Here is a 21,880-nt window from a genome sequence, read left to right as displayed (position 1 = left end):
GAAATTATTGAGAAAAGCAGGCATTGACTGACTGTCCAGCTATAAACGAGTTGTTTATACAAAGATAAGTCTTCGTGCTCTGAAGGCACACTTATTTGTGCTTGAAAGGACAGTCTACACATATAACTATGCGGTCTGCTCCCAAAGGAACAGCGCACTCACCTCCACGTGATTTGTAGTTGCCTGTTATCTCAATAAGATAGTTTTAAAACAAAACAAGCTCATAGGCAACGTTTCATTCCGTTTTGTGCCTTGAGCTTGCGAAAGGAATGGTTATAAATATGAAAAGCTACCGAAAAGAATTGTGGTTTAATACCAACTCCAGACGAGAGTTTATCAACATTACCCCCGAGGTGGAAGAGTGTTTAAGGGAAAGCGGCATTCAAGAAGGCCTGCTGTTGTGCAACGCCATGCATATTACCGCCAGCGTATTTATTAATGACGATGAGCCGGGGCTGCACCGGGATTTTGAACGTTTCTTGGAAAAACTGGCCCCCGAGAAACCCTACAGCCAGTACGATCATAACGGGTACGAAGATAACGCCGACGCCCATTTAAAAAGAACCATTATGGGCAGAGAAGTGGTGGTGGCTGTCAGTGGTGGAAAATTAGATCTTGGTCCCTGGGAGCAAATTTTTTACGGTGAGTTTGACGGTAAGAGAAGAAAGAGAGTTTTGGTTAAGATTATCGGCCAGTAAACAGGTATTAGCAAATTGACGGAGTGTATCAATAAAGATGATTGTTTTGCATTTGGCATTTGACGACGGGAACTGGTTCCTCTGGGGGGAAACACCGGCGGGAGAAGAAAATCCTGCCCGGCGGCGGGGCCGCAAGCCCAAAACATGGTCGGCCCAAACCTCCCCCTATGATGCCGGCCAAAACTTGTTAATTGAGTCACTGGCCGCTTGTGGCATTGAAAAAAACCGGTAAAAACAGCCACTGTGGTGGCGTGGCTGCCCACCGCCAAAGACTGCCCGGTTGCCTCCAGCCTCCTGGTGGCCCAGCCCCCCGCCGGAGAAGAAAAGGAGATCAAACCCTGGAAGGTGACGGCAGTTCCCCTGACGGCAGGGGGCTAGCCGCATTAGCAACAGTCGTCTCCAGGGAACGATAGTCACGGGTGTGGCGGGCCTGTTCCTTACACGGAGTTGGAAGATAAATCCAGATTTTTTAAAAATTCATAAAAACACTTGACAGTCATGTTGCTTCTATTTATCATAAAGAAAAGTATACTTTTTAAGTATACTTTAACTCACAGAGAGGTAAAAAATGGAATTTAATCGAGCCACAGACTATGCATTCAGGGCGGTTTTATATCTGTCCAGGCTTCCCCAGGGCAAGGGGTTGTTTCTATTTTTTTGAACAAAAGTATATTAAAATGGTATACTTTTTATTTTACTATTATAGCATACCATTTTGGTATAGTATAAAAGATAACATACAGGAGGTAATAACAATGAAAATGTGTGCTTCTGCTGATTGCACATTAACCGACTTTATGCGTACCAAACCTGAGGTAGAGACATCCTTTAACCGTGTGCCCAACCAGGCCCTCAAGTGTGGTTTTGGTATGCAGGGGGTGTGCTGTCGCCTTTGTTCCAACGGGCCCTGCCGAATTACCCCCCAATCTCCCAAAGGTGTTTGCGGTGCCACCGCCGATACCATTGTGGCCCGAAATTTTCTACGGGCAGTGGCAGCCGGAGCGGCTTGTTATCTACATATTGTAGAAAATACCGCCAATAATTTACGTGAAATAGTTTTGGGCAATACCGGTTTAAACATTAAAGGGGCTGAAGTGCTGCACAGCTTAGCCGGGTTACTGGAGATAGAGGAAAAGGAACCGGCTAAACAGGCAGTTAAAATAGCAGACAAGGTGTTGGCAGACCTTTACCGGCCTCGCAGCCAGGTTATGGAGTTAGTAGAAAAGCTGACCTATGAACCAAGGTTTAAGCGGTGGCAGGAACTGGGAATTCTGCCTGGCGGGGCCAAGTCCGAGGTCTTTGACGCCGTTGTGAAAACCAGTACCAACCTTTCCAGCGACCCGGTGGATATGCTTTTACACGCCCTCAGGCTGGGAATATCCACCGGCTTATATGGTTTAGCATTAACTAACTTATTAAATGACATTATGCTGGGCGAACCGGAGATCACTTCCGCCAGGGTAGGTTTTTCCGTAGTAGACCCTGACTTTATTAATATCATGGTTACCGGTCACCAGCATTCAATGATCTCTGTATTACAGGATCACCTGGTTACCCCGGCAGCAGTTTCACTGGCCCGCAGCGTTGGGGCCAAAGGGTTCAAAATTGTCGGCTGCACCTGTGTCGGTCAGGATTTGCAATTACGCGGGGTGCATTATCAAGAAGTCTTTTCCGGTCATGCCGGAAACAACTTTACCAGTGAGGCGCTGCTTTCCACCGGAGGAATAGACCTGGTGTTAAGTGAATTTAACTGCACCATACCAGGACTGGAGCCTATTTGTGATCAGTTCCTGATCAAACAAATCTGCCTGGATGATGTGGCGAAGAAAGCCAACGCCGAATATATGCCATTTAACATAAAAGAAGGGGAAATCGTTGCTGAACAAATTATGCAGGCAGCCGTCAAGAGTTATGCAGAACGCCGGAATAAGGTACAAATCGATATCCCCAAGCATGGTTATGACGATGTAATTACCGGAGTGAGCGAAAAGTCGCTGAAAAAATTCCTGGGTGGTACCTTCCAACCATTAATTGATCTGATTGCCAAAGGTGCCATTAAAGGTGTGGCAGCAGTGGTAGGTTGCTCCAACCTTACAGCCAAGGGGCATGATGTCTTTACCGTTGAATTAACGAAAGAATTAATCAAGCGAGATATTATTGTACTTTCTGCAGGCTGCACCTGTGGCGGTCTGGAAAACTGCGGCCTCATGTCACCGGCTGCAGCCGAACTGGCTGGTGCAAACTTAAAAGCTGTCTGCCGGCAATTAGGGATTCCACCGGTGTTAAACTTTGGTCCCTGCCTAGCCATCGGCCGGTTGGAAATCGTAGCCACAGAACTGGCCCAGGCGCTGAATATCGACATTCCCCAGTTGCCGCTGGTATTGTCCGCTCCCCAGTGGCTGGAAGAACAAGCCCTGGCTGACGGTGCCTTTGGTCTGGCTCTGGGACTGCCGCTGCATCTGGCCATCCCACCCTTTGTCACCGGCAGCGAACTGGTAAGCAGGGTATTAACGGAAGATATGGAACAGCTTACCGGGGGCAAGGTCATCCTGGAGGGTGAAATTGTACCGGCGGCAGAAAAATTAGAAGCAATCATTGACCAGAAAAGAAAAGCACTGGGAATATAGGGGGGATGCCAGATGAAGCGCATCCTAATTAACAGGGAACTCTGCAATGGTTGTAAAAACTGCCAGCTGGCTTGTATAGCCGAACATACTGATACAAAATCGATTCTGACTCTGAACATGGAGGCCCCGGCCAACCAGGCCAGGGAATTTTATTGAGGTCGGCCCCGATGGCAAGGCGGTTCCGGTATTCTGCCGGAATTGTGACGAACCTGCCTGTGTCACCGCATGTATGTCCGGAGCTATGACCAAGAATCCGGATACGGGGGTGGTTAGCAACGACCCGGAAAAATGTGGCCGGATATTGGATGTGCGTAATGTCCTGTCCCTTTAGCATAATCCGCCCGGATTATCTGGCAGGCAGATAGCCGTTAAATGTGATTTTTGTGCCGGGAGACCATTTCCCCGGTGTGTCGAATCTTGTCCCACTGGTGCTCTCTCCTTGATTGAGGTGTCACCGGCAGGTACTGTAAAGAAAATTTCATGGGAAGAAACGGTTTGCGGCAGAACTCCGCTGAAGGAGGGAGCGCTATGAAATATTTAATATTAGGAGCCAGTGCAGCAGGTATCAACGGGGCCAGAACCATCCGGGAACAGGACCCGGACGAAGAGATCACCATCATCTCTAAAGATGAGCAAATATATTCCCGCTGTATGTTGCACCATGTGATCAGCGGGCATAGGACGCCTGCTGCCATCAGTTTTGTTGACCATGATTTCTTACATCGTTATCGTATCTGCTGGGTACAAAGTAATATACATCTCTGGAGGGAGTAAGGTTTTCCGAAAAAAGCGGTTGTAAAGTGTTACCACCCACGCTGATTGGCAGTAAAGAAATCAATGTCAGTGACGGTAGGTGGAAATTTTTATCATGGGGCAGGAAAATCCGTAAAAAATGCAGAAAAGCCGTCTCATGCTTTATCAATCTAAGCAGGAGGCGGCTTTGCGGTCATGGACGGCATAGGAGTTCATGAGTTTAGCGGCTCAACCTCTATGCCTCAAAGTAATGGCACAATGCCACAACTTAAGATGAGAATATCAATTTACTGCCCAGATTTCAACAGGTATTTAGAATGTCCGGAAGATTTTTTGCCTTTGCCAATAATGCGTTTCTTGGAAAGTATGATACCGTGCAACTGATACTCCCCAAGCATATTGACAGCTCTGACCTTTATTCCATTAGAAGAATTCAAATGCTTGAATACGGTAATGCCATATTCGTCTTCTAAAAAATTTAGACCAATCTTCATATCAAAATACTTCAGGTTTCTTTTTTCCATGTAGTGTCCAAGAGCTTCCCAAACCGATTCATATAGATTGATTCTTTGCTTACTCTTCATTATAGGAATGCTTTGAAAAAAGATAAGACGAGCACGCAACGATCTACTTTGCACTATCATGAATGGATTATTACCCAGCTATGATCTTTCGACCATAACCAAGCAGTTCACCACCCATGATAATGGTTCGTTCGACCATGCAGAATACCTGTACAGCCCTATGCAACCTCTCGGCTGCATATAACCGTTAGATCCTTTTCAGGAACCTGCGGCACCCTGCATGATCTTCGCTCGACCATATGCGATAGGTTGGGACCACGCTGCAATCATACAATTCAGGATTACGACTGCAACGAAACCTTTCCCAACCGCATATGATCTTCCCTCCGGCTACATATGAGCCTTTTTGACCCACATGTAACCTTCGGCCGACCCATATATACCCCTCTTCGGAGCACATATGGATCTGGGCTCGACCGTTACGTACCCGTTGATTTTATAATGCACAGAAGTGTTAAAGTATATACACAATTTTTAAAAATATTTTAACGGTTACCAAAGAGATATTACTGTGACGATCACAGGAGGACTTTTGCAAAAACACAAAAATTTAAAGTTTTCCAGAGGAAAAAAATAAATTAAGTTGAATAAAAACAATATAAACATATGTTCGGGCGTTGCTCCATTACGTTATGATTCGGGGTGTTTGTAGTGGAACTACTGGAGAAACTAAGCATATTATCCGCTGCCGCCAAATATGATGTTTCCTGTTCATCCAGCGGCAGTACGCGCAAAAATATCAGAGGGGGCCTGGGCAATGCTGCTCAGAGCGGCATTTGCCACAGCTGGTCCGATGACGGCAGGTGCATTTCATTATTAAAAATTTTGCTCACCAATTATTGTGTTTATGACTGTGCCTATTGTGTCAACAGGGTGAGCAATGACATACCTAGGGCTTCCTTTACGCCGGAAGAAGTGGTGGACTTAACGATCAATTTTTACCGGCGCAATTACATAGAAGGCTTGTTTCTAAGCTCCGCCATCTGGAAAAACCCCAATCATACCATGGAACTTCTGGTTCGGGCGGTACGGAAACTGAGGGTAGAGTACAGATTTAACGGGTACATTCACCTGAAGGCCATTCCCGGGGCGGATTGGAAGCTGATCGCAGAGGCAGGGACCCTGGTTGACCGGATGAGTGTCAACATTGAACTTCCTTCCAGCGAGGGGCTCAAACTGCTGGCTCCCCAGAAAAGAAAAGAAAATATCCTGAAACCCATGAGCTTGCTTGGTTCTCAAATTCTCGAGAACAGGGAGGAACGGAAACGTTTCCGCAAGGCCCCTTCCTTTGTGCCGGCGGGACAAAGCACCCAACTGATTGTCGGCGCCACTTCGGATTCAGACCTGCGTATTATCAAATTATCGGAAAACCTCTACCGCAGCTTTAATATGAAAAGGGTCTACTATTCTGCCTATGTTCCGGTGTCCAGCAATCCCAAACTCCCCAGTATCTCAACTCCGCCTTTGGACAGGGAGCACCGGCTTTACCAGGCAGACTGGCTGCTGCGCTTTTATGGTTTCGAGGCACAGGAATTGCTTAGTGATTCCCATCCTAATTTTCAACTGGAATTGGACCCCAAGTCGGACTGGGCCCTGCGCCACCTGAACCTTTTTCCCGTTGAGGTCAATAAGGCGGATTATCACCTGCTGCTGCGGGTACCGGGGATCGGCGTAAAATCCGCCCAAAAGATTGTAGCGGCTCGCCGATTTCATTCCCTGGATTATGAGGATTTACATAAAATAGGCGTTGTGCTAAGAAGGGCCCGGTATTTTATTACCTGCAGGGGAAAATATTACGGCGAAGTTCCCTTCCGGGAAGATGTTATTAAGCAAAGGCTGGTTCCAAAACAGAAGCAGGAACCCTCGTGGACACAACTGTCCCTGTTCTCTGAACAGTCTATCCCTGTGGAGGACAGGCAAACCACAATTACAGGAGAATTGTAAATGATCTACTACCTTTATGATGGCACCTTTGAAGGGCTTCTGACAGCCATCTATGAAGCCTATTACCGGCGGGAAAAGCCGGCTTTCATTATGAGGGCGGAAGAGTATGAGGCAAATCTGTTCAGCCGGCCGGTGATAATCATCACCGACAGTGAAAAATCCGACAAGGTCTATCGGTCCATTGAGGATAAAATTTCCCGTCAAGCCCTCAGGCATGTCTATTATGCGTATCTTTCAGACATCAAGGGAGTGGCAACCCTTATTTACCGTTATTTGCAGCTGGGTTGGCAGGTGGGGGCGGAACTGGACAGCCAACTGTTTAGGGAACCGGTACGGGAGATGCTTGCCATTTACCAGCGGGTGAGTAAAGAACGGCACCGGATGCTGGGTCTGCTCCGTTTTTGCAAGCTGACAGGAGAAATCTATTTTGCAACCTGCGAACCGGATCACAATATAGTGGGTTTGGTGGCGCCTCATTTTGCCCGGCGGTTGGCGGATCAAAACTGGGTAATTTACGACCAAAAAAGGGGTTTGGCCGCCGTCTATAACCAGAGAGAATGGTTTATCACAAACCTGAATCTATCCGGACAACTTCTTTATGAGGAGAATGAGAAGATTTACCAACAGCTGTGGAAGCAATACTTTGCCGGCACAGCGATCCAGGACAGGCTGAATCCCAAGTTACAGCGTCAGTTTATGCCGGTGCGCTATTGGCAGCATCTAGATGAGAAGAATTAAAGGGCTCCCGGATGCCGGGGATTCCATTTAAACGAAAAGAGTCCACACCACCAGAGTGCGGACTCTTTTGATTTATTCGGCTTGGTTATCACGGTCAATGTGAAAATGATTGTGATGAATCTTTATTCTATGTTTAATCCCGCATTCCGGGCAGGACAGAACTTCGCCGTCTTTAAACCTTACTTCACCTATGTGTTTGTTGCAGCAGATAACTTCAATACCGATAAGGGATCCGTCACTTCTCTGGTTGACCCTGTAACCGGAGCTAGCCTTTTGAGTTTCCATGCTTATCATCCCCCTTGTGGCGACTTTATTATATCTTCTTCATAATTGCCAAAATTCCTGCCTTTCCATGATGTTGAATTGAGTTTTGGTAATAAATTTGAAAAATATACATAGATTTACCAAATTATTATAAATTTTATAATGTTTAACATACAGAACTTTGTCCTGTTTATATAAGTGTATTAAAAAACATTTTGGATATTCTATTAAATTTATATGTGATTTTATTGACAAAACCACCTTTTCAAAATTATGGTTTTTTGTTATGGATATATCAAATTGGTTGTAATGGAACTAGGCGAAGGACACTGGATATTTTTTAAAAATAATCCAGTATTAAAATACTTGATTTATGGTGATATTCGAGTATAATTAATAAGTGCCGCAAGTTCTTGAACTGTCAAAGTACAGCGGGTAGTCGCTGTTCCGTGTCAACGGAGCAGAGGAAAGTCGAGACACGCACACTCTGCTGATGAAGCCAAAGGCCACAAGGCCAGGCGGCCACAGCAGGTGTAAAATGGTGCCCGGCGCAAGCCGGGGCAGGGCGACCTGACGACGGTGAAAGCGACTCTCTGAGTTGTAAGTAACCATAAAGTGCCACAGAAACAATGTCACCGGGCGACCGGTGAGTGCAAGGGTAAACTCCACCAGCGTGCAACCCAAATAGGCAGGGACATTTTGTCACCTGCGGGTAGGGGCACCTCGCCTAGGCGAGGAAGGAGAATCTTCTCCTTAGATAGATGACTACTAAAACAGAATCTCGCTTACGGCTGTATCTTTGGCAATTTATAACAATAAAGCAGGTTAAAAAAATTTAAATTTGGACTTGCACACTTCAACAAACTATGCTAAAATAACATTCGTCGGGACGAGGTTCCGAGTTTGAAAACAAAAAATGGGGGCATAGCTCAGCTGGGAGAGCGCTTGAATGGCATTCAAGAGGTCAGCGGTTCGATCCCGCTTGTCTCCACCACTACGAAAAAGGCTTCGGGGGTTTCCCTGAAGTCTTTTTCTGTGTCTGGTATTTTACTCCACTAGTGGCATTCTGAGAAGGTGTTGGTAACGATTTTGCACCATAAACTATGTCCTCCGTTATCGTTAAATTGTTTATACCTACCGGGTCTTGCTTAATGTCATGTTTTCTGGTATCATAACTTCTACAAGATGACCCGAAATAATCATCAAAAAAATAATCCGGTGTGGGTCCTTTCGACCCGCCCTGCAAATCCTGCTTTGTGCGTTGCTTGATGATTTTTAAACCCACAGTGTTTTTGAGGGAGTTGGTCTTAAACTGCGTATACCAGGCCGCATTGACCGGCGGAAGGTAGAAACAGTTTAGCTGACACCCACCTGCGAGAAGCGGGTATTTAAAAACACCAAGTGGACGGCTAAGTGGGTAATATTTATAAAATCCTCAGAGTTGCTCTGAGGATTTTATTTATCACAGCAGTTGTTATTATTAAAAGTTAAACGCCAAGGCGGCAAGGAAAATGCCGTAAAGTACCCCGTTGTAGGCCAGGGTACTTGGTTTGATTTGACCGGTGGTCTTAAGGCAGTACAATACAAACCCGGCCGCGGCAACGGACACCAATGCGCTGCTCAAGGCCAAGGGTGTTAATTTCCAGGGAGTCAGAGCGATACCGATGGCAGGAATGACGGTGCTCTGAAAGACCATGGCCCCTGTAATATTGCCCAGGGCCAGGGTATCCTTGCCCTGGCGAATCCAAATCAGGCTGTTTACTTTTTCCGGCAGTTCGGTGGCTATGGGAGAAATGACAAAGGCCAAAATAAAAGCAGAAATTCCCAGGAGTCCTGCCAGTTCTTCAATGACGTCAACAAATAAATGGGCGCCGTAAACAATACCGGCCAGGCCCACCGCCACTTGCAACAGGACCATAAACAAAGAGGGGGCGGAATTGTTGCGGGAGAAAAATAAGGGATTTATTTCCCCGTCGTCCTCTGAATCGCTGGAGCATTTCAATGTCTTGATGACATAGGTAACATAGAGGATGAGCAATACCGCAGGGATAAAAAGCTTGACGGAAGGCGGTAAAAAGGAAGTCAGTATCACCAATCCGAAGGCTCCCAGGAAGAACTGCAAATCCCTGGTCATTACCACCCGGTTGCAGTGCATAATTTGCCGCCGGCAGCCGTTCCGTTTGCAGAGCAGACCGGCCACGCCGGCAATGGCCAGGGCAAGGGTGGACAAAACAAAGGGCGCCCCCAAAATGGCCCCGGTGCCGATATCAATGGCATTTTGACCGGTCCCTGTTAAAACGGCAATCACAGGAATAATGGATTCCGGCAGAGCGGTCCCTACGGCAGCCAGGATACTGCCCACCGAGCCTTCATTTAGCTGCAGTTTTTTGCCCAGCCATTCCACGCCGTTGGTAAAGAGTTCCGCACTGGCCAGGATAATGGCCAGTCCCAATAAAAGCAGCAGTATGTTTGTCATGAAAAATCCTCCGTTTATGATTTTCAACTCATATACATTTCTTGGTGTTTATGGATTTTCCTGCAGCTTCCAAGGGAAAATAGGTAGTGCCAATGGGACACAGTCATGCTATGATAGAAAGGAACATTTTAACAAGGGGCGGTAACATGGCTCATAACAGTGAATCTGCAATTAAGGCGGCCCTGTTGGCTAACGGGGTTATCATGTTAATGAAACTGGTGGCTGCCGTCATGAGCGGCAGCGCTTCCATGATGGCAGAGTTCAAGCATTCCTTAGGTGACTGGGCCAACGGCTTTTTCCTGCTCATCGGCATTCGACAGGCCAGACGGCCCGTTGATGACAAGTACCAGTTTGGGCACGGTAAACGGGTTTTCTTTTGGAGTTTTGTAGCCAGTCTGGGCATGCTTTTTATCGGCGGCGCCCTGTCCATTTACGGGGGCATGCAAAAAATAATCCACCCGGAACACCTGGAGTATGTTGGCTTAAACCTGGGAATTATCGGGTTCAGTATTTTATTTGAAATCTATTCCATGACCATGGCTGTGAAGGCTATTATGCATGAAGTGGGCGAGACCGCTACCGGTTTAAGGATGTTTCTAAAAGTTATTCCTGCCCTGGCCAGGGCTACGCCGGCCACTCGTTTCATTTTCCTGGAAGACTCCGCCGCTTTGATAGGTTTACTCCTTGCCGGAGGCGCTATCACGCTATCTGTGGTCACAGGAAATGTCCTGTTTGACGGCCTGGCATCCATCCTGATCGGCATTCTCTTGCTGATTATCGCCCTGGCCACGGCCAAGGAAAACGTGGCCGCCATTTTAGGAGAGGCGGCAGATCCCGCTTTGATTCAGGAAATGGGTAATTTTGTACTTTCTCTGGACGGCGTGAAGGATGTCCACAGTGTTCGTTCCATGTGCATCGGGCCGAACAGTTATCTGGTTGAGCTGGTGATAGAGGCCAACGAAAACACCTGCCTATCCGAATGCGATTTAATAAATGAGCGGGTGACTTCTCAAGTAAAAGAGAAATTTAAGGAATTTGTCCATGTGCATGTGAGCATTATCAGTGATGACAAAAAGAGGGACTGGGTTTGCCAGGCGCCGGCTACAGATTAAAAAAGACGGCCGGCAGCAATGCCTGGCCTTTTTAATGCCTGGTAAGCAGGGAAGCATAGGAACCCCCGATAAGGTTTAAGCTAATGACAGTAACCATATGGAGGGGAGATGAACTGGGACTGCGAAAAATAGAAAAGTAAAACTGATAGCTCTCTCCATTGGGGGAATAATAGCAATAACGATCCCTTGAAGGAGATGAGACAATGCAATCTAATCATGATAAGGAATTGCAGGGGCAAATCCAGGCCTTGATAGACAAAACCAACGGACTGAAGGATTATGGCATTAAAGCTCAAGTGCAGAACGGGGAAGTTCATCTCATGGGTCTGGTGGACACACTCCATGAAAGAAGGCAGTTGCACGAGCTGGTTTCCAGGGTGCCTGGCATCCGGAGCATTGAAAATGGCGTCACCATCAGCACCGACGGCCAGATTAATGACGGTGAGGTTACCGCAGAGGTATACGAAGAATTGGAAAACAGCGGCGTTAATCTAAAAAATATCGGGGCTGAAAGTATCGGGGGGACGGTCTACCTGCGGGGCCGTTCGGACAGCCAGGAAGAGATTCAAAATGCCATCGAGGCAGCCTCCCGGGCCAGGGGCGTCAGGGACGTTATCAGTCAGGTATCCTTGAGCACCGGCTATCGGGATGTGGATGACATTACCCTGAAGGAACTGTTCCACAGCCAGGTCAATAATGACCGTGAAGATCCTGATTTTAAGGACGGGCTATTCGATTAGTATAGATTCGATTAGTATAGAACAGTAAAAGGGAGCCTTGTCGGGGCTCTCTTTTAATTTTTTAAGTGCTAAAATTTTAAATAATGCTATAATCTAATAGTAGTTATTCCTATTTAGGAGGTTAAAGGTTTTGAAAGTGGATTATTATATTAAAAAGCTTCAGGCCCGGGGTTTGAAAATCACGCCCCAGCGACAGGAAATACTCCGGGTTTTTTTAGAAAGCAGCAATCACCATTTAAGTGCAGAAGAAGTGCACAACAAGATAACCGAGAAATATCCCGGCATGAGTCTGGACACGGTATATCGCAACCTGAGCCTTTTAATAAATCTGGGTATTATAACAGAGCTTAACTTTGGTGATCGGAAAAGCTTGTTTGAGCTTAACAATACCGAGCACCATCATCACATGATTTGCACAAAATGCGGCAATTCCCAGGAAATCGATTTTTGTCCCCTGAAGTTTATGGATAGTCAACAGGTTAAAAATTTTAAAGTAGAGAAACATTGTTTTGAAATTTTTGGTATCTGTGCAAACTGTATGGAGTAAGAGTGAGGGGGTAAGCAGTTGACAAGCTACCGGTTTATCCATATATTTGCACTGTTTCTGGTTATTCTAAGTCCCTGGTTCCTTGGTGGCTGTACCGCCGGGAAAGATTACACAGGAAATAAAGGATCAAGGGATAAAATGACGGTCTATACCACCATCTACCCCCTGTATGACTTTGCTGCCAAGGTGGGCGGCGATAAAATTAAGATAAAAACCATCTTGTCAAGCTGGCCAGAGAGAAAAAGATCCGGTATATTTTCACGGAAACTACTGTCAGTCCTAAAGTGGCGGAGGCCCTGGCCGGTGAGCTGTGCCAAAACCCTGGTCTTGAACCCCATGGACGGGTTAACCGGGGAAGATATTGCGGCGGGCCGTGACTATCTTTATATTATGCGAGAAAATCTAAAGAACCTTAAAATGGCTTTAGGAGTAAACCTATGAGAGATGTGCCTGTTGTTGAATTAAAAAATGTTAGTTTTACCTATGGTTGTCACCCAGTTCTTGATAATATCAGTTTAACCATCGGGAGTGGCGAAGCTGTGGGGTTGGTGGGACCCAACGGTGCGGGCAAGACCACCCTTTTGAAGATCATCCTGGGCCAGTTGAAGCCCCAGGCGGGAACGGTGCAATTATTTGGCCAGGACGTCAGCAAATTTAAAGAGAGATACAAAATCGGCTACGTATCCCAAAGGGCGGTTCATTTTAATCCCCAGTTCCCTGCCACCGTCAGAGAAGTGGTGGCCTCCGGCAGGGTGGCCAGGCGCGGTCTCTTCCGCCCTTTAACCCGGACAGATTACAGCCGGGTTGACAGGGCGCTGGAACTGGTGGGTTTAAGGGAGTTAAGCAAACAGCCGGTGGGCATTCTTTCCGGCGGGCAGCAGCAAAGGGTGTTTATTGCCCGCTCTCTGGTGGCAGAACCGGCCATCCTGATTCTGGATGAGCCCACCGTGGGCATTGACCCGGCAGCCCAGACCTCCCTCTATAAACTGCTGCGCCACCTGAATCAAAAGGAACAAATGACCCTTCTCATCGTTTCCCATGAAATGGAGGGACTTTCCTCGGTAATAACCCGGCAGGTTTGTCTGGACAGGTATGTTTGTACTTGCCAGTGCCGCACAGCCCCCTTATCGCAGCTTAGGGAGGATACCTGCACAAAAAGACTGGTGTTTCAGGTGGCCGAATAGGAGTTGAGCCATGGAAATTTTTCAATATGACTTTATGCAGAGGGCCTTTACGGCAGGAATTATTGTGGGCTTAATCTGTCCCGTGGTGGGCTTGTTTATCTCCTTGAGAAGGATGTCGATGATCTCAGATGCACTGGCCCATGTATGCCTGGCAGGGGTTGCTGCGGGTCTGTTAACCGGTCTGCATCCCATTATTACGGCTTCGGCCTTTGCTGTTACCGGCGCCCTCTGTATAGAGAAATTAAGGGATGTTTTTAAGAATTATTCAGAAATTGCCATCGCCATTATCCTGTCCACAGGAATCGCGCTGGGCGCCATTCTGCTGGATCTGGGAAAAGGGTACAACGCCAACTTTATGAGCTATCTTTTTGGCAGTATTGTGGCCATTAATGAAACCGACATTAAAATCATCGCTTCCACCGGGCTGGCGATATTTGCTTTAATTATGTTATTAAGGAAAGAACTGTTTTTCATTTCCTTTGACGAGGAAGGGGCCCGTTTAAGCGGTATACCGGTTCAAATCATTACCCTTTCCTTTACCGCCTTAACAGCGCTGACCATCGCGGTTGCCATTCGGGTGGTGGGCATCCTGCTGGTTTCCTCCCTGATCGTCTTGCCGGTGGCGGCTGCCATGCGAATGGCCAGAAGTTTTAAAGAAGCCTTGGTGATCTCCATGATCATGGCAGAAACTTCGGTGGTTGTTGGGTTGTTTGCTTCCTTTTATATGAACCTGGCTCCCGGCGGGGCCATTGTCATGACTTCGGTATGCCTTCTGCTGGTCACGCTGGTTGTGCAGCAGCGTAGGAGTGCAGCGGTTAAGTTGGCGGAAAAGCTTCCCCAAAGGGAAGACAGCAGTGTATAAGAAAACAGGATGGGCAAAATCCATCCTGTTTGTGCTTTCTCAGGCTCTTGACATAAAGAGAAAAACAAAAGGACCTTTGTCAACATGTGTTTAGTCTCGATTGATGTTGTGCTTCATATCCCGGACGCCCGTTTTATAGGCCATGCCCATTTTTACACTTTTTTGCGTACCATGCCGGTGGACGCTGTTTAATTGTGCCTTTTGAGACTTAATTTCCCGGGGCTGCGTATGGCCAACCGGACGGTGCAAGTAGTGCTGTATCTCCGGTAACTCATGTTGCATTCCCTTACGATATTCATCAATGATTGACATTGTTTCACCTCCCTGAAGTATAATTGTATTTTGCCCGGATACGCTCCACTCCATGAAATTATTTTCTGTTGGCTATATCAGTGGGAAATGCTAAGATGATTACAAAACTAATTTGTTAACAGGTGCAACATGCTCAACAAATTTAAAAATCAGCTGATGATTTTAATTGGACTCCTCCTCCTGCTCCCTGTTTTAATTATCGGCGCTATGTTATACATGGTAAATCACACCAAACCGGTGGTGTTGGACGAGCAACGGGAAGCCTTAACCCTGGCTGTGGAAGAACTGTCAAGGACAGTGCCCTCGGACGTAACCCACCTGATGAAAAAGCAGGCCATTGCCAATAAACCCCGTAATGAACAAATTAAAGTATTGAACAGGGAACTGGCCGGGGCCGTCATGAAAGTGTTTCAAAAACACCACGGCATTGAATTGGGTTATTATTCAACGGATATGAAGGCGGTACTGGTTCAAATGGGCCAGGACAGCCACCTCCCCTACATGGATTTTAAGGACATGTTTTTGGATGTTTCCGAAGATACCCAGTGGTCCGAACAAGCCCAGTGGAAAGACGCCTTTGAGAAAGTCATCTGGTCGCAAAAACCCCTGGAGCTTGTTCTGGGTTCTCCGGGCAACCAGAAACTGATCATTTTCCGGCCCATGATGTCCGGGCGGCAGGTGGAAGCGGTGGTTTGGGCCGGGGAAAGACTGGGAGGTATTAATAAAGAAATCCTGCAAGCTGAAAGTTTTGCCTACACCGTTATTTTCTTCGGCTTTATGCTGGGCCTGTGCAGTACCTTCTTTTTATTAAAAAACTATCTGGACACAGTGGCCAATATCAAAGCAGGGCTGCAGAAAATGCAGGTTGACCTGACCTATGTCATCCCTCCCTCCATGGGAGAATTGGGCGAAATCTCAAAGGCCATTAACGATCTGGCCTCAAGGTTGGTCAGTGTTCAGAATTATAATGAAATTATTATGGCCAACATCGATGCCGGTATCATAGGGGTCGATATGAAAGGCAAGATCGTCAGTGTCAGCTCAACCGCCCGTAAATTTTTCAACTTACCAGAAGATGTCCTGGGTTACCACTTAACGAAGGCTTTTCCGGCGGGTTCCGAAATTGTAAAAATTCTTACAGACTGCTTACAGGGACAGGAAAGCAAGGATGTATTGGTGAAGCTGCCGGGCGTTCAGGAGCGACAACTGCTGGCCAATACGTCCATCCTCTATGATGCCAGGAAACAAGTGGTAGGGGCTGTGTTAAGTTGCCGGGACGTTACCCACAGGAGGCGCCTGGAAGAACAGATGAGAAGACAGGAAAGACTGGCTTCCCTGGGTAAACTGGTGGCCGGCGTGGCCCACGAGATTAAAAATCCCCTGACCTCCATCAGCGGTTATATTCAGTTCTGGATGAAAAGCAAAACACCCACGGTGAAATCCCTCAACACCATTTACCGGGAAGTCAAGCGGCTGGATTCCATCGTAAACAAGTTGCTGTTTTTCGCCAAACCAACCAACACCGTCATGACCCGGGTGGATATCAACGGTTTTGTGAGCAAGCTTTTAAGCTTTTTTACAGAGACCCATGGCGAGACCGTTCGTTTTACCTTCATTCCCGGGCAAGGACTGCCGGAAGTCAATATGGACCCGGACCAGATGGAGCAGGTCCTTATGAATATTATTTACAACGCCGTCCAGGCCATGCCCGACGGCGGCGAAGTAACCTTAAGCACCGGACATGACGTCAAGGAAAAAATGGTTGCCATTGATATCAAAGATACCGGGTGCGGCGTGCCGGAAGAATTATTGGATAAACTGTTTGACCCCTTCTTTTCCACCCGGGCCAAAGGAACCGGATTGGGATTGACCATAGCCGATGAGATCATCCGTGCCCATGGCGGCAGCATTGAAATAAAGAGCAAAGAGGGGTTAGGCACAACGGTACGAATTTTATTACCGGCAGCATAGAGTAAAAACTGGCAACATAGGTATCCGGAGGTGTAAGCGATGGCTCAAAAATTGGTACTGGTTGTAGACGATGAAGAGAGTGTAAGACAGTTCCTTTACGATGTGTTAACAGATGCGAATTACCGGGTGGAAACCGCCGTTGACGGGCGGGAATGCCTGGAAAAACTAATGAAACTGAAACCGGATGTTTTGGTTACCGATATTCGCATGCCGGAGAAAGACGGTTTTTCTTTACTGGAACAAGTCAAGTCTTCAGGGTTAAATACGCCGGTCATTTTAATGACTGCCTTTGGCACCACCGAGGTGGCCATCCGGGCCATGAAATTAGGGGCCTTTGATTATATTGTGAAGCCCTTTGACCTGGACGAGTTTTTAAATTTGGTGCAAAGGGCTGCGGCCCAAACCGAGACGGTGGCAGCCTTTCGACCGGAAGATCAAGCCGCGGAGCCCGGCGCCGTCAATATTATCGGCAATTCCCCTGCCATGCAGGCGGTTTATAAGGACATCGGACGGGTGGCGGACAGCAATGCCACAGTTTTGATTCAGGGAGAGAGCGGTACCGGTAAAGAACTGGTGGCCAGAGCCATTCACTATAACAGTTCCCGCCGCAATAAGCCCTTTATAAAAATAAACTGCGCCAATTTGCCGGACAGTCTTTTAGAAAGTGAATTATTTGGCTACGAAAAGGGCGCCTTTACCGGGGCCAGCAGTTCCAAGGTGGGTAAGTTTGAATTGGCCCATGAGGGAACCATTTTTTTCGATGAGATTGGAGAAATCAGTCTGGCGACCCAGGCTAAACTTTTGCGGGCCATTCAAGAAAAGGAATTTGATCGTGTGGGAGGAACCGCCACTATCAAGGTGGATGTGAGAATCCTGGCAGCCACCAACAGAAAACTTAAACAAAGCGTGATGGAAGGTGGATTCCGGGAAGATTTGTTTTTCAGGCTTAACGTGGTAAACATCGTCATACCGCCCTTAAGGGAAAGAAAAGAAGATATTCCCCTGCTGGTTGCGCATTTCCTGTCCAAGTACAATAAAGAATTTAACCGCCAGGTTAAGGGCTTTTCTGAAGAGGCCACCAAAATGTTAATGAGCTATGATTGGCCGGGAAATGTCAGGGAACTGGAGAATGTGGTGGAAAGGGCTGTTATCATGGCCAGAGGATCCGTTATTGTGCCGGAGGACATAGAACTGGCCGGTGAGGAGAAAAAACAAACCTTCATGCCAGGAAACCCGGGTGAGCAAAACTTGCCCCTCAAGCAAATTGTAGCGGATGTTGAGCGGCAGGCCATCCTGCGGGCCCTGGAAGAAAACAATTGGTGCCGGACCACTGCGGCCAGGGCCCTGGGGATTAACCGGAGGTCCCTTTATGCCAAAATGAAAGAGTTGGGCATTGAATAGTGGGCAAAAATTGCCCGGCGGCGGGTAATTTTATCTCATTTTGTCATTACAAAATTACGTACAATTCAAATATTTAAACGGCTCATAAGGCCGTTTTTTTTTTAAATCCTTTGGCAGTGGTGCAGAATGAGGGGGTCTGGTGTTTTACATTAAGGGTTGGCAAGTCCTTTTTTCATTTGGCATTGATTTTGCAATTAAAAATACCAGTAAAGTGTTAGAATTGGGGGACTGCCAAATGGAAAATATCCTCTTTTCAGGCGCTGTGACCTTTATGATAATCGGTATCCTTGCGGGCATATTATTTCCTGTTTTGGGGAACGCGGGATCTTTCATGGTGGTGCCCCTGTTGATGATTCTTACGGGGCTGCCGCCTGAGATCGCCATCCCCATTGGTTTGGCTCATCTGGCCGCCCTGATTGTTCCGGCGGCTATCAGCCAATGGCAGGCGGGCAATGTGGATTTTAAATTGCTGCTGCTGTTTTTGTTGGGTCTGCTACCCGGCATGTTGTTAGCCAACAAGGTATGCCGGCTTATGGAGGGTGCAGGGTGGTCGGAAATCCTTTTGGGTCTTTACCTGCTCCTGCTGGTGGGAGCGGTGGCGCACCGTATTCGTCCATTGGCGCTGCTGCCCAAACCCAACAACCGGTACAGAAAAAAGATTGTAAAAGTCCTGCGTGGGCTGCCGGGAAAAATCTTCTTACCGGCCAGCATGATGCCGGTACCGTTGATCATTCCCGTGGTCCTAGGCATGGTGTTTGCCTTTACCGGTAAACTATGGGGTCCGGTGGCCGCTTTTATGGTGAGCCCCTTCCTGATCGTATGTTTGGATATGCCGGTAATGATGGCTGTAGGGACCGCTACGGCGGCAAACTTTATCGGCATGTTGGCTGTGGCCCTGGGTAGCGGCTTTCTGGCTCTGCCCATCAACTTACAAATTTTGTTGTGGTTATTCCTCGGTTCATCCCTTACCGTGCTGGTTCTCTCTGCCTTCATGCAGAGGAAACCCTACCCCGTGCCCGTGGCCGCAGTTTTAGTTTTAATTACTTCGGTTACCCTGTGGGTTCTCACAACCAGCCAGCCCGGCCTTCATTTACTGATCCAGCATTTTAGTTTCCCTGTTAACCTGTTGGGTTGGTTTGGGGGTGTTCAAGGGTGAAGGTGGCCATTGTGCTGTGCTTAACGCTAGCCCTTTTATTTCCTGCCACCGTGTGGGCGGCAGATTTGACCTGTCAGCTGTCTAAAAAAGAAATCGAAGTGGGGTTGAACCCCGCCCGGGAAACCGTCACGGTGTTTGGTCAGGCCCCGGAAAACGCCCCTGTCATTGTTAAGGTGGAAGGACCGGACCGGCCGGTGCTGGTGACACTTTATGAAAATGATTCTTTGATCAAGTTTAACGAAGCGGAAGTTCAGGGTTTACCCGGATTTTACCAGGTTTTAACCTCTGTGCCCACGGATCGGATAAAAGAAAACCATTGGCAAGCGCTGGGGATCGATCCGGAATACCGGCATTTGGTCCCCGGCGCCTGGGTAAGAATGCGTCAGGACATCGAAGAGGCGTATCAGAAAAACCAGCAGGATTATATTAACCTGGCCCTTAAAATCAAGAATGAAAAACACCTGTTTTCCATCCGCCAGGGCGTGGTAAACATAGACGGACGGCATTATTGGGCAGAAATCCCCCTGGTGGCAGGTATGCCACTGGGACAGATGAAAGTTACTGCTATGGCGCTGGATCATGATAAACTTCTGTCTTCCGAAGTACAAATCTTACACCTGAAACCATCTTCCATTCTCACCCTTGGGTCCCAGGAATTGTCGGTTTCCGCAGTAATGGTCATTTCCTTATTTATGGTGCCGATTCTTCTTTTAACCGTGGCACAGGTTCTGGAGATCATCGAATATCGCAGGGAACAGGAGAGAAGAGCAAGACTTCTCAGGGAGATTTGCCAAAGGTAAAGCCGTGATGCAATTGCATCACGGCTTATCTGGTTAAACCGAATTTTTTGGCTGCTTCCGACAGCCCGTCCCGGTGGTCCGGATGAGCGATGGCAATGAGGGCTTCCGCCCGCTGGCGGTAGGTTTTACCCCTTAACTTGGCAATGCCGTACTCGGTCACTACATAGTCTACGTCATTTTTACTGAGACTGACCACAGAACCGCTTTCCAGCATGGGGACAATTTTGGTTCTGCCCTTATGGGTTGAATGCAGCACCACGATGCTTTTGCCGTTGTTCGAATTCATGGCCCCCCGGGCAAAGTCAACCTGTTCTCCGGTGCCGGAATAGAGCTTGGGGCCAACGGGTTCTGAGGCACACTGACCTAACAGATCAATTTCATCCACTGAATTAATGGCCACCATATTGTTGTTTTTGGCAATGATCATCGGGTCGTTGGTATAGGAGATGGAATGCATTTCAAACAACGGGTTATTGTTCATAAACTGATACAGTCGTTTGCTCCCCACAGCAGAACTGCAAATAATCTTGCCCTGATGAATGTTTTTCCGCCGGTTTGTCACCGCGCCGCATTCCACGAGATCCACAATGACATCGGTGATGAAGTGAGTATGGACACCCAGGCCTTTTTTTACACTCAAGCACTGGGCCGCCGCATTGGCCACCGAGCCCAGGCCCAGTTGAATGGTGGAACCGTCATCAACCAGCTCACAAACATAATCGCCGATTCGTTGGTCCACTTTACTTAATTCGGGTTTTTTTACCTCCAGCAGGGGAGATTGATCCTCAACTATCATATCCGCCTGGGAAATGTGGATGAAGCTATAGCCCATGGTGCGGGGCATATTGGGGTTAACCACCAGAATTACTTTTTTTGCACAGCCGGCGGCGGCAATGGTGTAGTCAACGGATACTCCGAAACTGAAATACCCGTGCTCATCCATGGGAGAAACCGTTCCCATAAAAACATCCACTTCCATCTCACGGATAAATTTGGGGTACTCGTACAGGTAACCGGGCATAACACCCGCCCGCCCTTCTTTGACGCCCCTTTTAACGACGCTGCTGGTTAACCAGGAAACATGTCGGAAGTGACGTTCCATACCAGGCTTAAGATAACTGGCCTCCCGTAAAGGCAGCATCTGATGAATTCTCACATCCTTTAGCTCACCACGACGGTTTGCCAGGGCTTCCATTAAGACTTCCGGTTCAGCGGCGCCGGGAGGTACCACAATATTATCGCCGGAAGAAATAACAGAAACAGCTTCTTCAGCTGAAACACATTTTTCTCTATACATGGCGGTTAATTTTTCAGAGTCTTCAAATAGCGGCCCTGCTTTAAACCAGACCAAATACTTCACCTCCCAATCTACGTTACTAAGTGAATTATATCACGTAAAATTAGGCAATGGAAGAATGTGTTGTCATACTTATCAAGGGTTTTTTATGCAAAAACTAAAAAATAACTATGAGCGGATTTTGCAATAGCGATTCCATGTTGCAAGATTATTTTTGTGCTGAAATGCTTAAATCCATTGAAAATATTACATAAATATGCTAGCATGGCGGTGAAAAAAGAGAGGGTTTAGTGATACAAGCAAAGAGTCTCCTTTATTAAAAATAAAGTGAATTGATTCACAAAATTGTCACTACAAAGAGTTAATAAAAGCCTTAAAATTAATTAACAATAATATTATTTTGTCACTACTTTA

The 21,880-nt window shown here is 47.3% G+C and carries 24 protein-coding genes, 1 tRNA gene and 2 other RNA genes; 22 read left to right on the top strand and 5 right to left on the bottom strand.

Going from position 1 to position 21,880, the window contains the following annotated elements; translation table 11 throughout:
• The first annotated feature begins 281 nt into the window (after positions 1-281).
• The 7 genes from BUB67_RS05410 (at position 282) to BUB67_RS05390 (ending at position 4,099) form a co-directional block, all read left to right on the top strand.
• A complete protein-coding gene (locus BUB67_RS05410) occupies positions 282-698 on the top strand; it encodes a secondary thiamine-phosphate synthase enzyme YjbQ (protein WP_073236920.1) in 417 nt (138 codons plus the stop codon).
• A 37-nt stretch (positions 699-735) separates the two neighbouring features.
• Positions 736-930, top strand: coding sequence for a hypothetical protein (locus tag BUB67_RS05405; RefSeq protein ID WP_073236917.1), 195 nt, complete (start codon positions 736-738; stop codon positions 928-930).
• A 14-nt stretch (positions 931-944) separates the two neighbouring features.
• Positions 945-1,076: a hypothetical protein gene (locus BUB67_RS17165; protein WP_274377225.1), complete on the top strand. Its 132-nt coding sequence runs from the start codon at positions 945-947 to the stop codon at positions 1,074-1,076.
• Between the two features lie 377 nt (positions 1,077-1,453).
• Positions 1,454-3,325 (top strand): anaerobic carbon-monoxide dehydrogenase catalytic subunit, encoded by a 1,872-nt coding sequence (cooS, locus tag BUB67_RS05400; protein ID WP_073236914.1) that lies wholly within the window; start codon positions 1,454-1,456, stop codon positions 3,323-3,325.
• Between the two features lie 12 nt (positions 3,326-3,337).
• Positions 3,338-3,481: a 4Fe-4S dicluster domain-containing protein gene (locus BUB67_RS17160; RefSeq protein WP_274377224.1), complete on the top strand. Its 144-nt coding sequence runs from the start codon at positions 3,338-3,340 to the stop codon at positions 3,479-3,481.
• 73 nt (positions 3,482-3,554) lie between these two features.
• Positions 3,555-3,656, top strand: a complete 102-nt coding sequence (locus BUB67_RS17155; protein WP_274377223.1) for a hypothetical protein — start codon at positions 3,555-3,557, stop codon at positions 3,654-3,656.
• A 197-nt stretch (positions 3,657-3,853) separates the two neighbouring features.
• A complete protein-coding gene (locus tag BUB67_RS05390) occupies positions 3,854-4,099 on the top strand; it encodes an FAD/NAD(P)-binding oxidoreductase (protein ID WP_073236911.1) in 246 nt (81 codons plus the stop codon).
• 266 nt (positions 4,100-4,365) lie between these two features.
• Here the strand turns inward: BUB67_RS05390 and BUB67_RS05385 are convergent, their stop codons facing one another.
• Positions 4,366-4,662 carry a hypothetical protein gene (locus BUB67_RS05385; protein ID WP_143157008.1) on the bottom strand — a complete coding sequence of 99 codons (297 nt, stop codon included), beginning with the start codon at positions 4,660-4,662 and terminating at the stop codon, positions 4,366-4,368.
• A 651-nt stretch (positions 4,663-5,313) separates the two neighbouring features.
• Between BUB67_RS05385 and BUB67_RS05380 the strand changes: the two genes are divergently transcribed.
• Entirely contained in the window at positions 5,314-6,606 is a 1,293-nt protein-coding gene (locus BUB67_RS05380; protein ID WP_073236904.1) for a putative DNA modification/repair radical SAM protein, read from the top strand.
• The gene (locus tag BUB67_RS05375) at positions 6,607-7,344 is read left to right on the top strand and encodes a TIGR03915 family putative DNA repair protein (protein ID WP_073236901.1); all 738 of its coding nucleotides are present in this window, start codon (positions 6,607-6,609) and stop codon (positions 7,342-7,344) included. It abuts the gene before it with no gap.
• A gap of 72 nt (positions 7,345-7,416) precedes the next feature.
• Here the strand turns inward: BUB67_RS05375 and BUB67_RS05370 are convergent, their stop codons facing one another.
• Positions 7,417-7,629 carry a hypothetical protein gene (locus BUB67_RS05370; RefSeq protein ID WP_073236898.1) on the bottom strand — a complete coding sequence of 71 codons (213 nt, stop codon included), beginning with the start codon at positions 7,627-7,629 and terminating at the stop codon, positions 7,417-7,419.
• A 406-nt stretch (positions 7,630-8,035) separates the two neighbouring features.
• Between BUB67_RS05370 and rnpB the strand changes: the two genes are divergently transcribed.
• The 3 genes from rnpB (at position 8,036) to ssrS (ending at position 9,032) form a co-directional block, all read left to right on the top strand.
• An RNA gene (rnpB, locus tag BUB67_RS05360) (RNase P RNA component class B) lies at positions 8,036-8,401 on the top strand.
• A gap of 125 nt (positions 8,402-8,526) precedes the next feature.
• Positions 8,527-8,602: transfer RNA gene (locus tag BUB67_RS05355), tRNA-Ala, on the top strand.
• 249 nt (positions 8,603-8,851) lie between these two features.
• Positions 8,852-9,032: non-coding RNA, 6S RNA (gene ssrS / locus BUB67_RS05350), on the top strand.
• Positions 9,033-9,088: 56 nt separating this feature from the next.
• On the opposite strand, the gene BUB67_RS05345 is transcribed toward ssrS, so the two are convergent.
• Positions 9,089-10,084, bottom strand: coding sequence for a sodium:calcium antiporter (locus BUB67_RS05345; RefSeq protein WP_073236892.1), 996 nt, complete (start codon positions 10,082-10,084; stop codon positions 9,089-9,091).
• A gap of 146 nt (positions 10,085-10,230) precedes the next feature.
• Between BUB67_RS05345 and BUB67_RS05340 the strand changes: the two genes are divergently transcribed.
• The 6 genes from BUB67_RS05340 (at position 10,231) to BUB67_RS05315 (ending at position 14,529) form a co-directional block, all read left to right on the top strand.
• Positions 10,231-11,196, top strand: a complete 966-nt coding sequence (locus tag BUB67_RS05340) for a cation diffusion facilitator family transporter (protein WP_073236953.1) — start codon at positions 10,231-10,233, stop codon at positions 11,194-11,196.
• 203 nt (positions 11,197-11,399) lie between these two features.
• Entirely contained in the window at positions 11,400-11,936 is a 537-nt protein-coding gene (locus tag BUB67_RS05335; protein ID WP_073236889.1) for a BON domain-containing protein, read from the top strand.
• Positions 11,937-12,072: 136 nt separating this feature from the next.
• Positions 12,073-12,483, top strand: coding sequence for a Fur family transcriptional regulator (locus tag BUB67_RS05330; RefSeq protein ID WP_238456967.1), 411 nt, complete (start codon positions 12,073-12,075; stop codon positions 12,481-12,483).
• A gap of 18 nt (positions 12,484-12,501) precedes the next feature.
• The gene (locus BUB67_RS05325; RefSeq protein WP_073236883.1) at positions 12,502-12,924 is read left to right on the top strand and encodes a hypothetical protein; all 423 of its coding nucleotides are present in this window, start codon (positions 12,502-12,504) and stop codon (positions 12,922-12,924) included.
• Positions 12,921-13,667: a metal ABC transporter ATP-binding protein gene (locus BUB67_RS05320; protein ID WP_073236880.1), complete on the top strand. Its 747-nt coding sequence runs from the start codon at positions 12,921-12,923 to the stop codon at positions 13,665-13,667. Before BUB67_RS05325 ends, BUB67_RS05320 begins: the two co-directional genes overlap by 4 nt.
• Positions 13,668-13,677: 10 nt before the next feature.
• Positions 13,678-14,529, top strand: a complete 852-nt coding sequence (locus BUB67_RS05315; RefSeq protein ID WP_073236878.1) for a metal ABC transporter permease — start codon at positions 13,678-13,680, stop codon at positions 14,527-14,529.
• Positions 14,530-14,619: 90 nt separating this feature from the next.
• Here the strand turns inward: BUB67_RS05315 and BUB67_RS05310 are convergent, their stop codons facing one another.
• Positions 14,620-14,841, bottom strand: a complete 222-nt coding sequence (locus tag BUB67_RS05310) for a hypothetical protein (protein WP_073236875.1) — start codon at positions 14,839-14,841, stop codon at positions 14,620-14,622.
• Between the two features lie 129 nt (positions 14,842-14,970).
• Here BUB67_RS05310 and atoS point away from each other — a divergent pair, with 129 nt between their 5' ends.
• From atoS to BUB67_RS05290, 4 genes are all read left to right on the top strand, one after another.
• Positions 14,971-16,812 carry a two-component system sensor histidine kinase AtoS gene (gene atoS / locus BUB67_RS05305; protein ID WP_073236872.1) on the top strand — a complete coding sequence of 614 codons (1,842 nt, stop codon included), beginning with the start codon at positions 14,971-14,973 and terminating at the stop codon, positions 16,810-16,812.
• A gap of 39 nt (positions 16,813-16,851) precedes the next feature.
• Positions 16,852-18,213: a sigma-54-dependent transcriptional regulator gene (locus BUB67_RS05300; protein ID WP_073236869.1), complete on the top strand. Its 1,362-nt coding sequence runs from the start codon at positions 16,852-16,854 to the stop codon at positions 18,211-18,213.
• A gap of 235 nt (positions 18,214-18,448) precedes the next feature.
• Positions 18,449-19,369 (top strand): sulfite exporter TauE/SafE family protein, encoded by a 921-nt coding sequence (locus BUB67_RS05295; RefSeq protein WP_073236949.1) that lies wholly within the window; start codon positions 18,449-18,451, stop codon positions 19,367-19,369.
• Entirely contained in the window at positions 19,366-20,169 is an 804-nt protein-coding gene (locus BUB67_RS05290; RefSeq protein ID WP_073236866.1) for a TIGR02186 family protein, read from the top strand. The genes BUB67_RS05295 and BUB67_RS05290 overlap by 4 nt, the downstream gene beginning before the upstream one ends.
• Positions 20,170-20,194: 25 nt before the next feature.
• Here BUB67_RS05290 and BUB67_RS05285 read toward each other — a convergent pair whose 3' ends face one another.
• Positions 20,195-21,520 (bottom strand): acetyl-CoA hydrolase/transferase family protein, encoded by a 1,326-nt coding sequence (locus BUB67_RS05285; RefSeq protein ID WP_073236863.1) that lies wholly within the window; start codon positions 21,518-21,520, stop codon positions 20,195-20,197.
• Positions 21,521-21,880: the final 360 nt, after the last annotated feature.

Source organism: Desulforamulus putei DSM 12395 (assembly GCF_900129195.1).
Taxonomy (GTDB): domain Bacteria; phylum Bacillota; class Desulfotomaculia; order Desulfotomaculales; family Desulfotomaculaceae; genus Desulfotomaculum; species Desulfotomaculum putei.
This window is presented reverse-complemented; position numbering and strand designations above follow the sequence as displayed.

Excerpts from the sequence above, each read along its gene's own strand:
- BUB67_RS17155 (WP_274377223.1), top strand. The coding sequence starts at position 3,555 with ATGTCCGGAGCTATGACCAAGAATCCGGATACGGGGGTGGTTAGCAAC.
- cooS (WP_073236914.1), top strand. The coding sequence starts at position 1,454 with ATGAAAATGTGTGCTTCTGCTGATTGCACATTAACCGACTTTATGCGT.
- BUB67_RS05300 (WP_073236869.1), top strand. The coding sequence starts at position 16,852 with ATGGCTCAAAAATTGGTACTGGTTGTAGACGATGAAGAGAGTGTAAGA.
- BUB67_RS05385 (WP_143157008.1), bottom strand. The coding sequence starts at position 4,662 with ATGAAGAGTAAGCAAAGAATCAATCTATATGAATCGGTTTGGGAAGCT.
- BUB67_RS05310 (WP_073236875.1), bottom strand. The coding sequence starts at position 14,841 with ATGTCAATCATTGATGAATATCGTAAGGGAATGCAACATGAGTTACCG.
- BUB67_RS05410 (WP_073236920.1), top strand. The coding sequence starts at position 282 with ATGAAAAGCTACCGAAAAGAATTGTGGTTTAATACCAACTCCAGACGA.
- BUB67_RS05370 (WP_073236898.1), bottom strand. The coding sequence starts at position 7,629 with ATGGAAACTCAAAAGGCTAGCTCCGGTTACAGGGTCAACCAGAGAAGT.
- BUB67_RS05345 (WP_073236892.1), bottom strand. The coding sequence starts at position 10,084 with ATGACAAACATACTGCTGCTTTTATTGGGACTGGCCATTATCCTGGCC.
- BUB67_RS05335 (WP_073236889.1), top strand. The coding sequence starts at position 11,400 with ATGCAATCTAATCATGATAAGGAATTGCAGGGGCAAATCCAGGCCTTG.
- BUB67_RS05375 (WP_073236901.1), top strand. The coding sequence starts at position 6,607 with ATGATCTACTACCTTTATGATGGCACCTTTGAAGGGCTTCTGACAGCC.
- BUB67_RS05295 (WP_073236949.1), top strand. The coding sequence starts at position 18,449 with ATGGAAAATATCCTCTTTTCAGGCGCTGTGACCTTTATGATAATCGGT.
- BUB67_RS05320 (WP_073236880.1), top strand. The coding sequence starts at position 12,921 with ATGAGAGATGTGCCTGTTGTTGAATTAAAAAATGTTAGTTTTACCTAT.
- BUB67_RS05315 (WP_073236878.1), top strand. The coding sequence starts at position 13,678 with ATGGAAATTTTTCAATATGACTTTATGCAGAGGGCCTTTACGGCAGGA.
- BUB67_RS17160 (WP_274377224.1), top strand. The coding sequence starts at position 3,338 with ATGAAGCGCATCCTAATTAACAGGGAACTCTGCAATGGTTGTAAAAAC.
- atoS (WP_073236872.1), top strand. The coding sequence starts at position 14,971 with ATGCTCAACAAATTTAAAAATCAGCTGATGATTTTAATTGGACTCCTC.
- BUB67_RS05390 (WP_073236911.1), top strand. The coding sequence starts at position 3,854 with ATGAAATATTTAATATTAGGAGCCAGTGCAGCAGGTATCAACGGGGCC.
- BUB67_RS05405 (WP_073236917.1), top strand. The coding sequence starts at position 736 with ATGATTGTTTTGCATTTGGCATTTGACGACGGGAACTGGTTCCTCTGG.
- BUB67_RS05340 (WP_073236953.1), top strand. The coding sequence starts at position 10,231 with ATGGCTCATAACAGTGAATCTGCAATTAAGGCGGCCCTGTTGGCTAAC.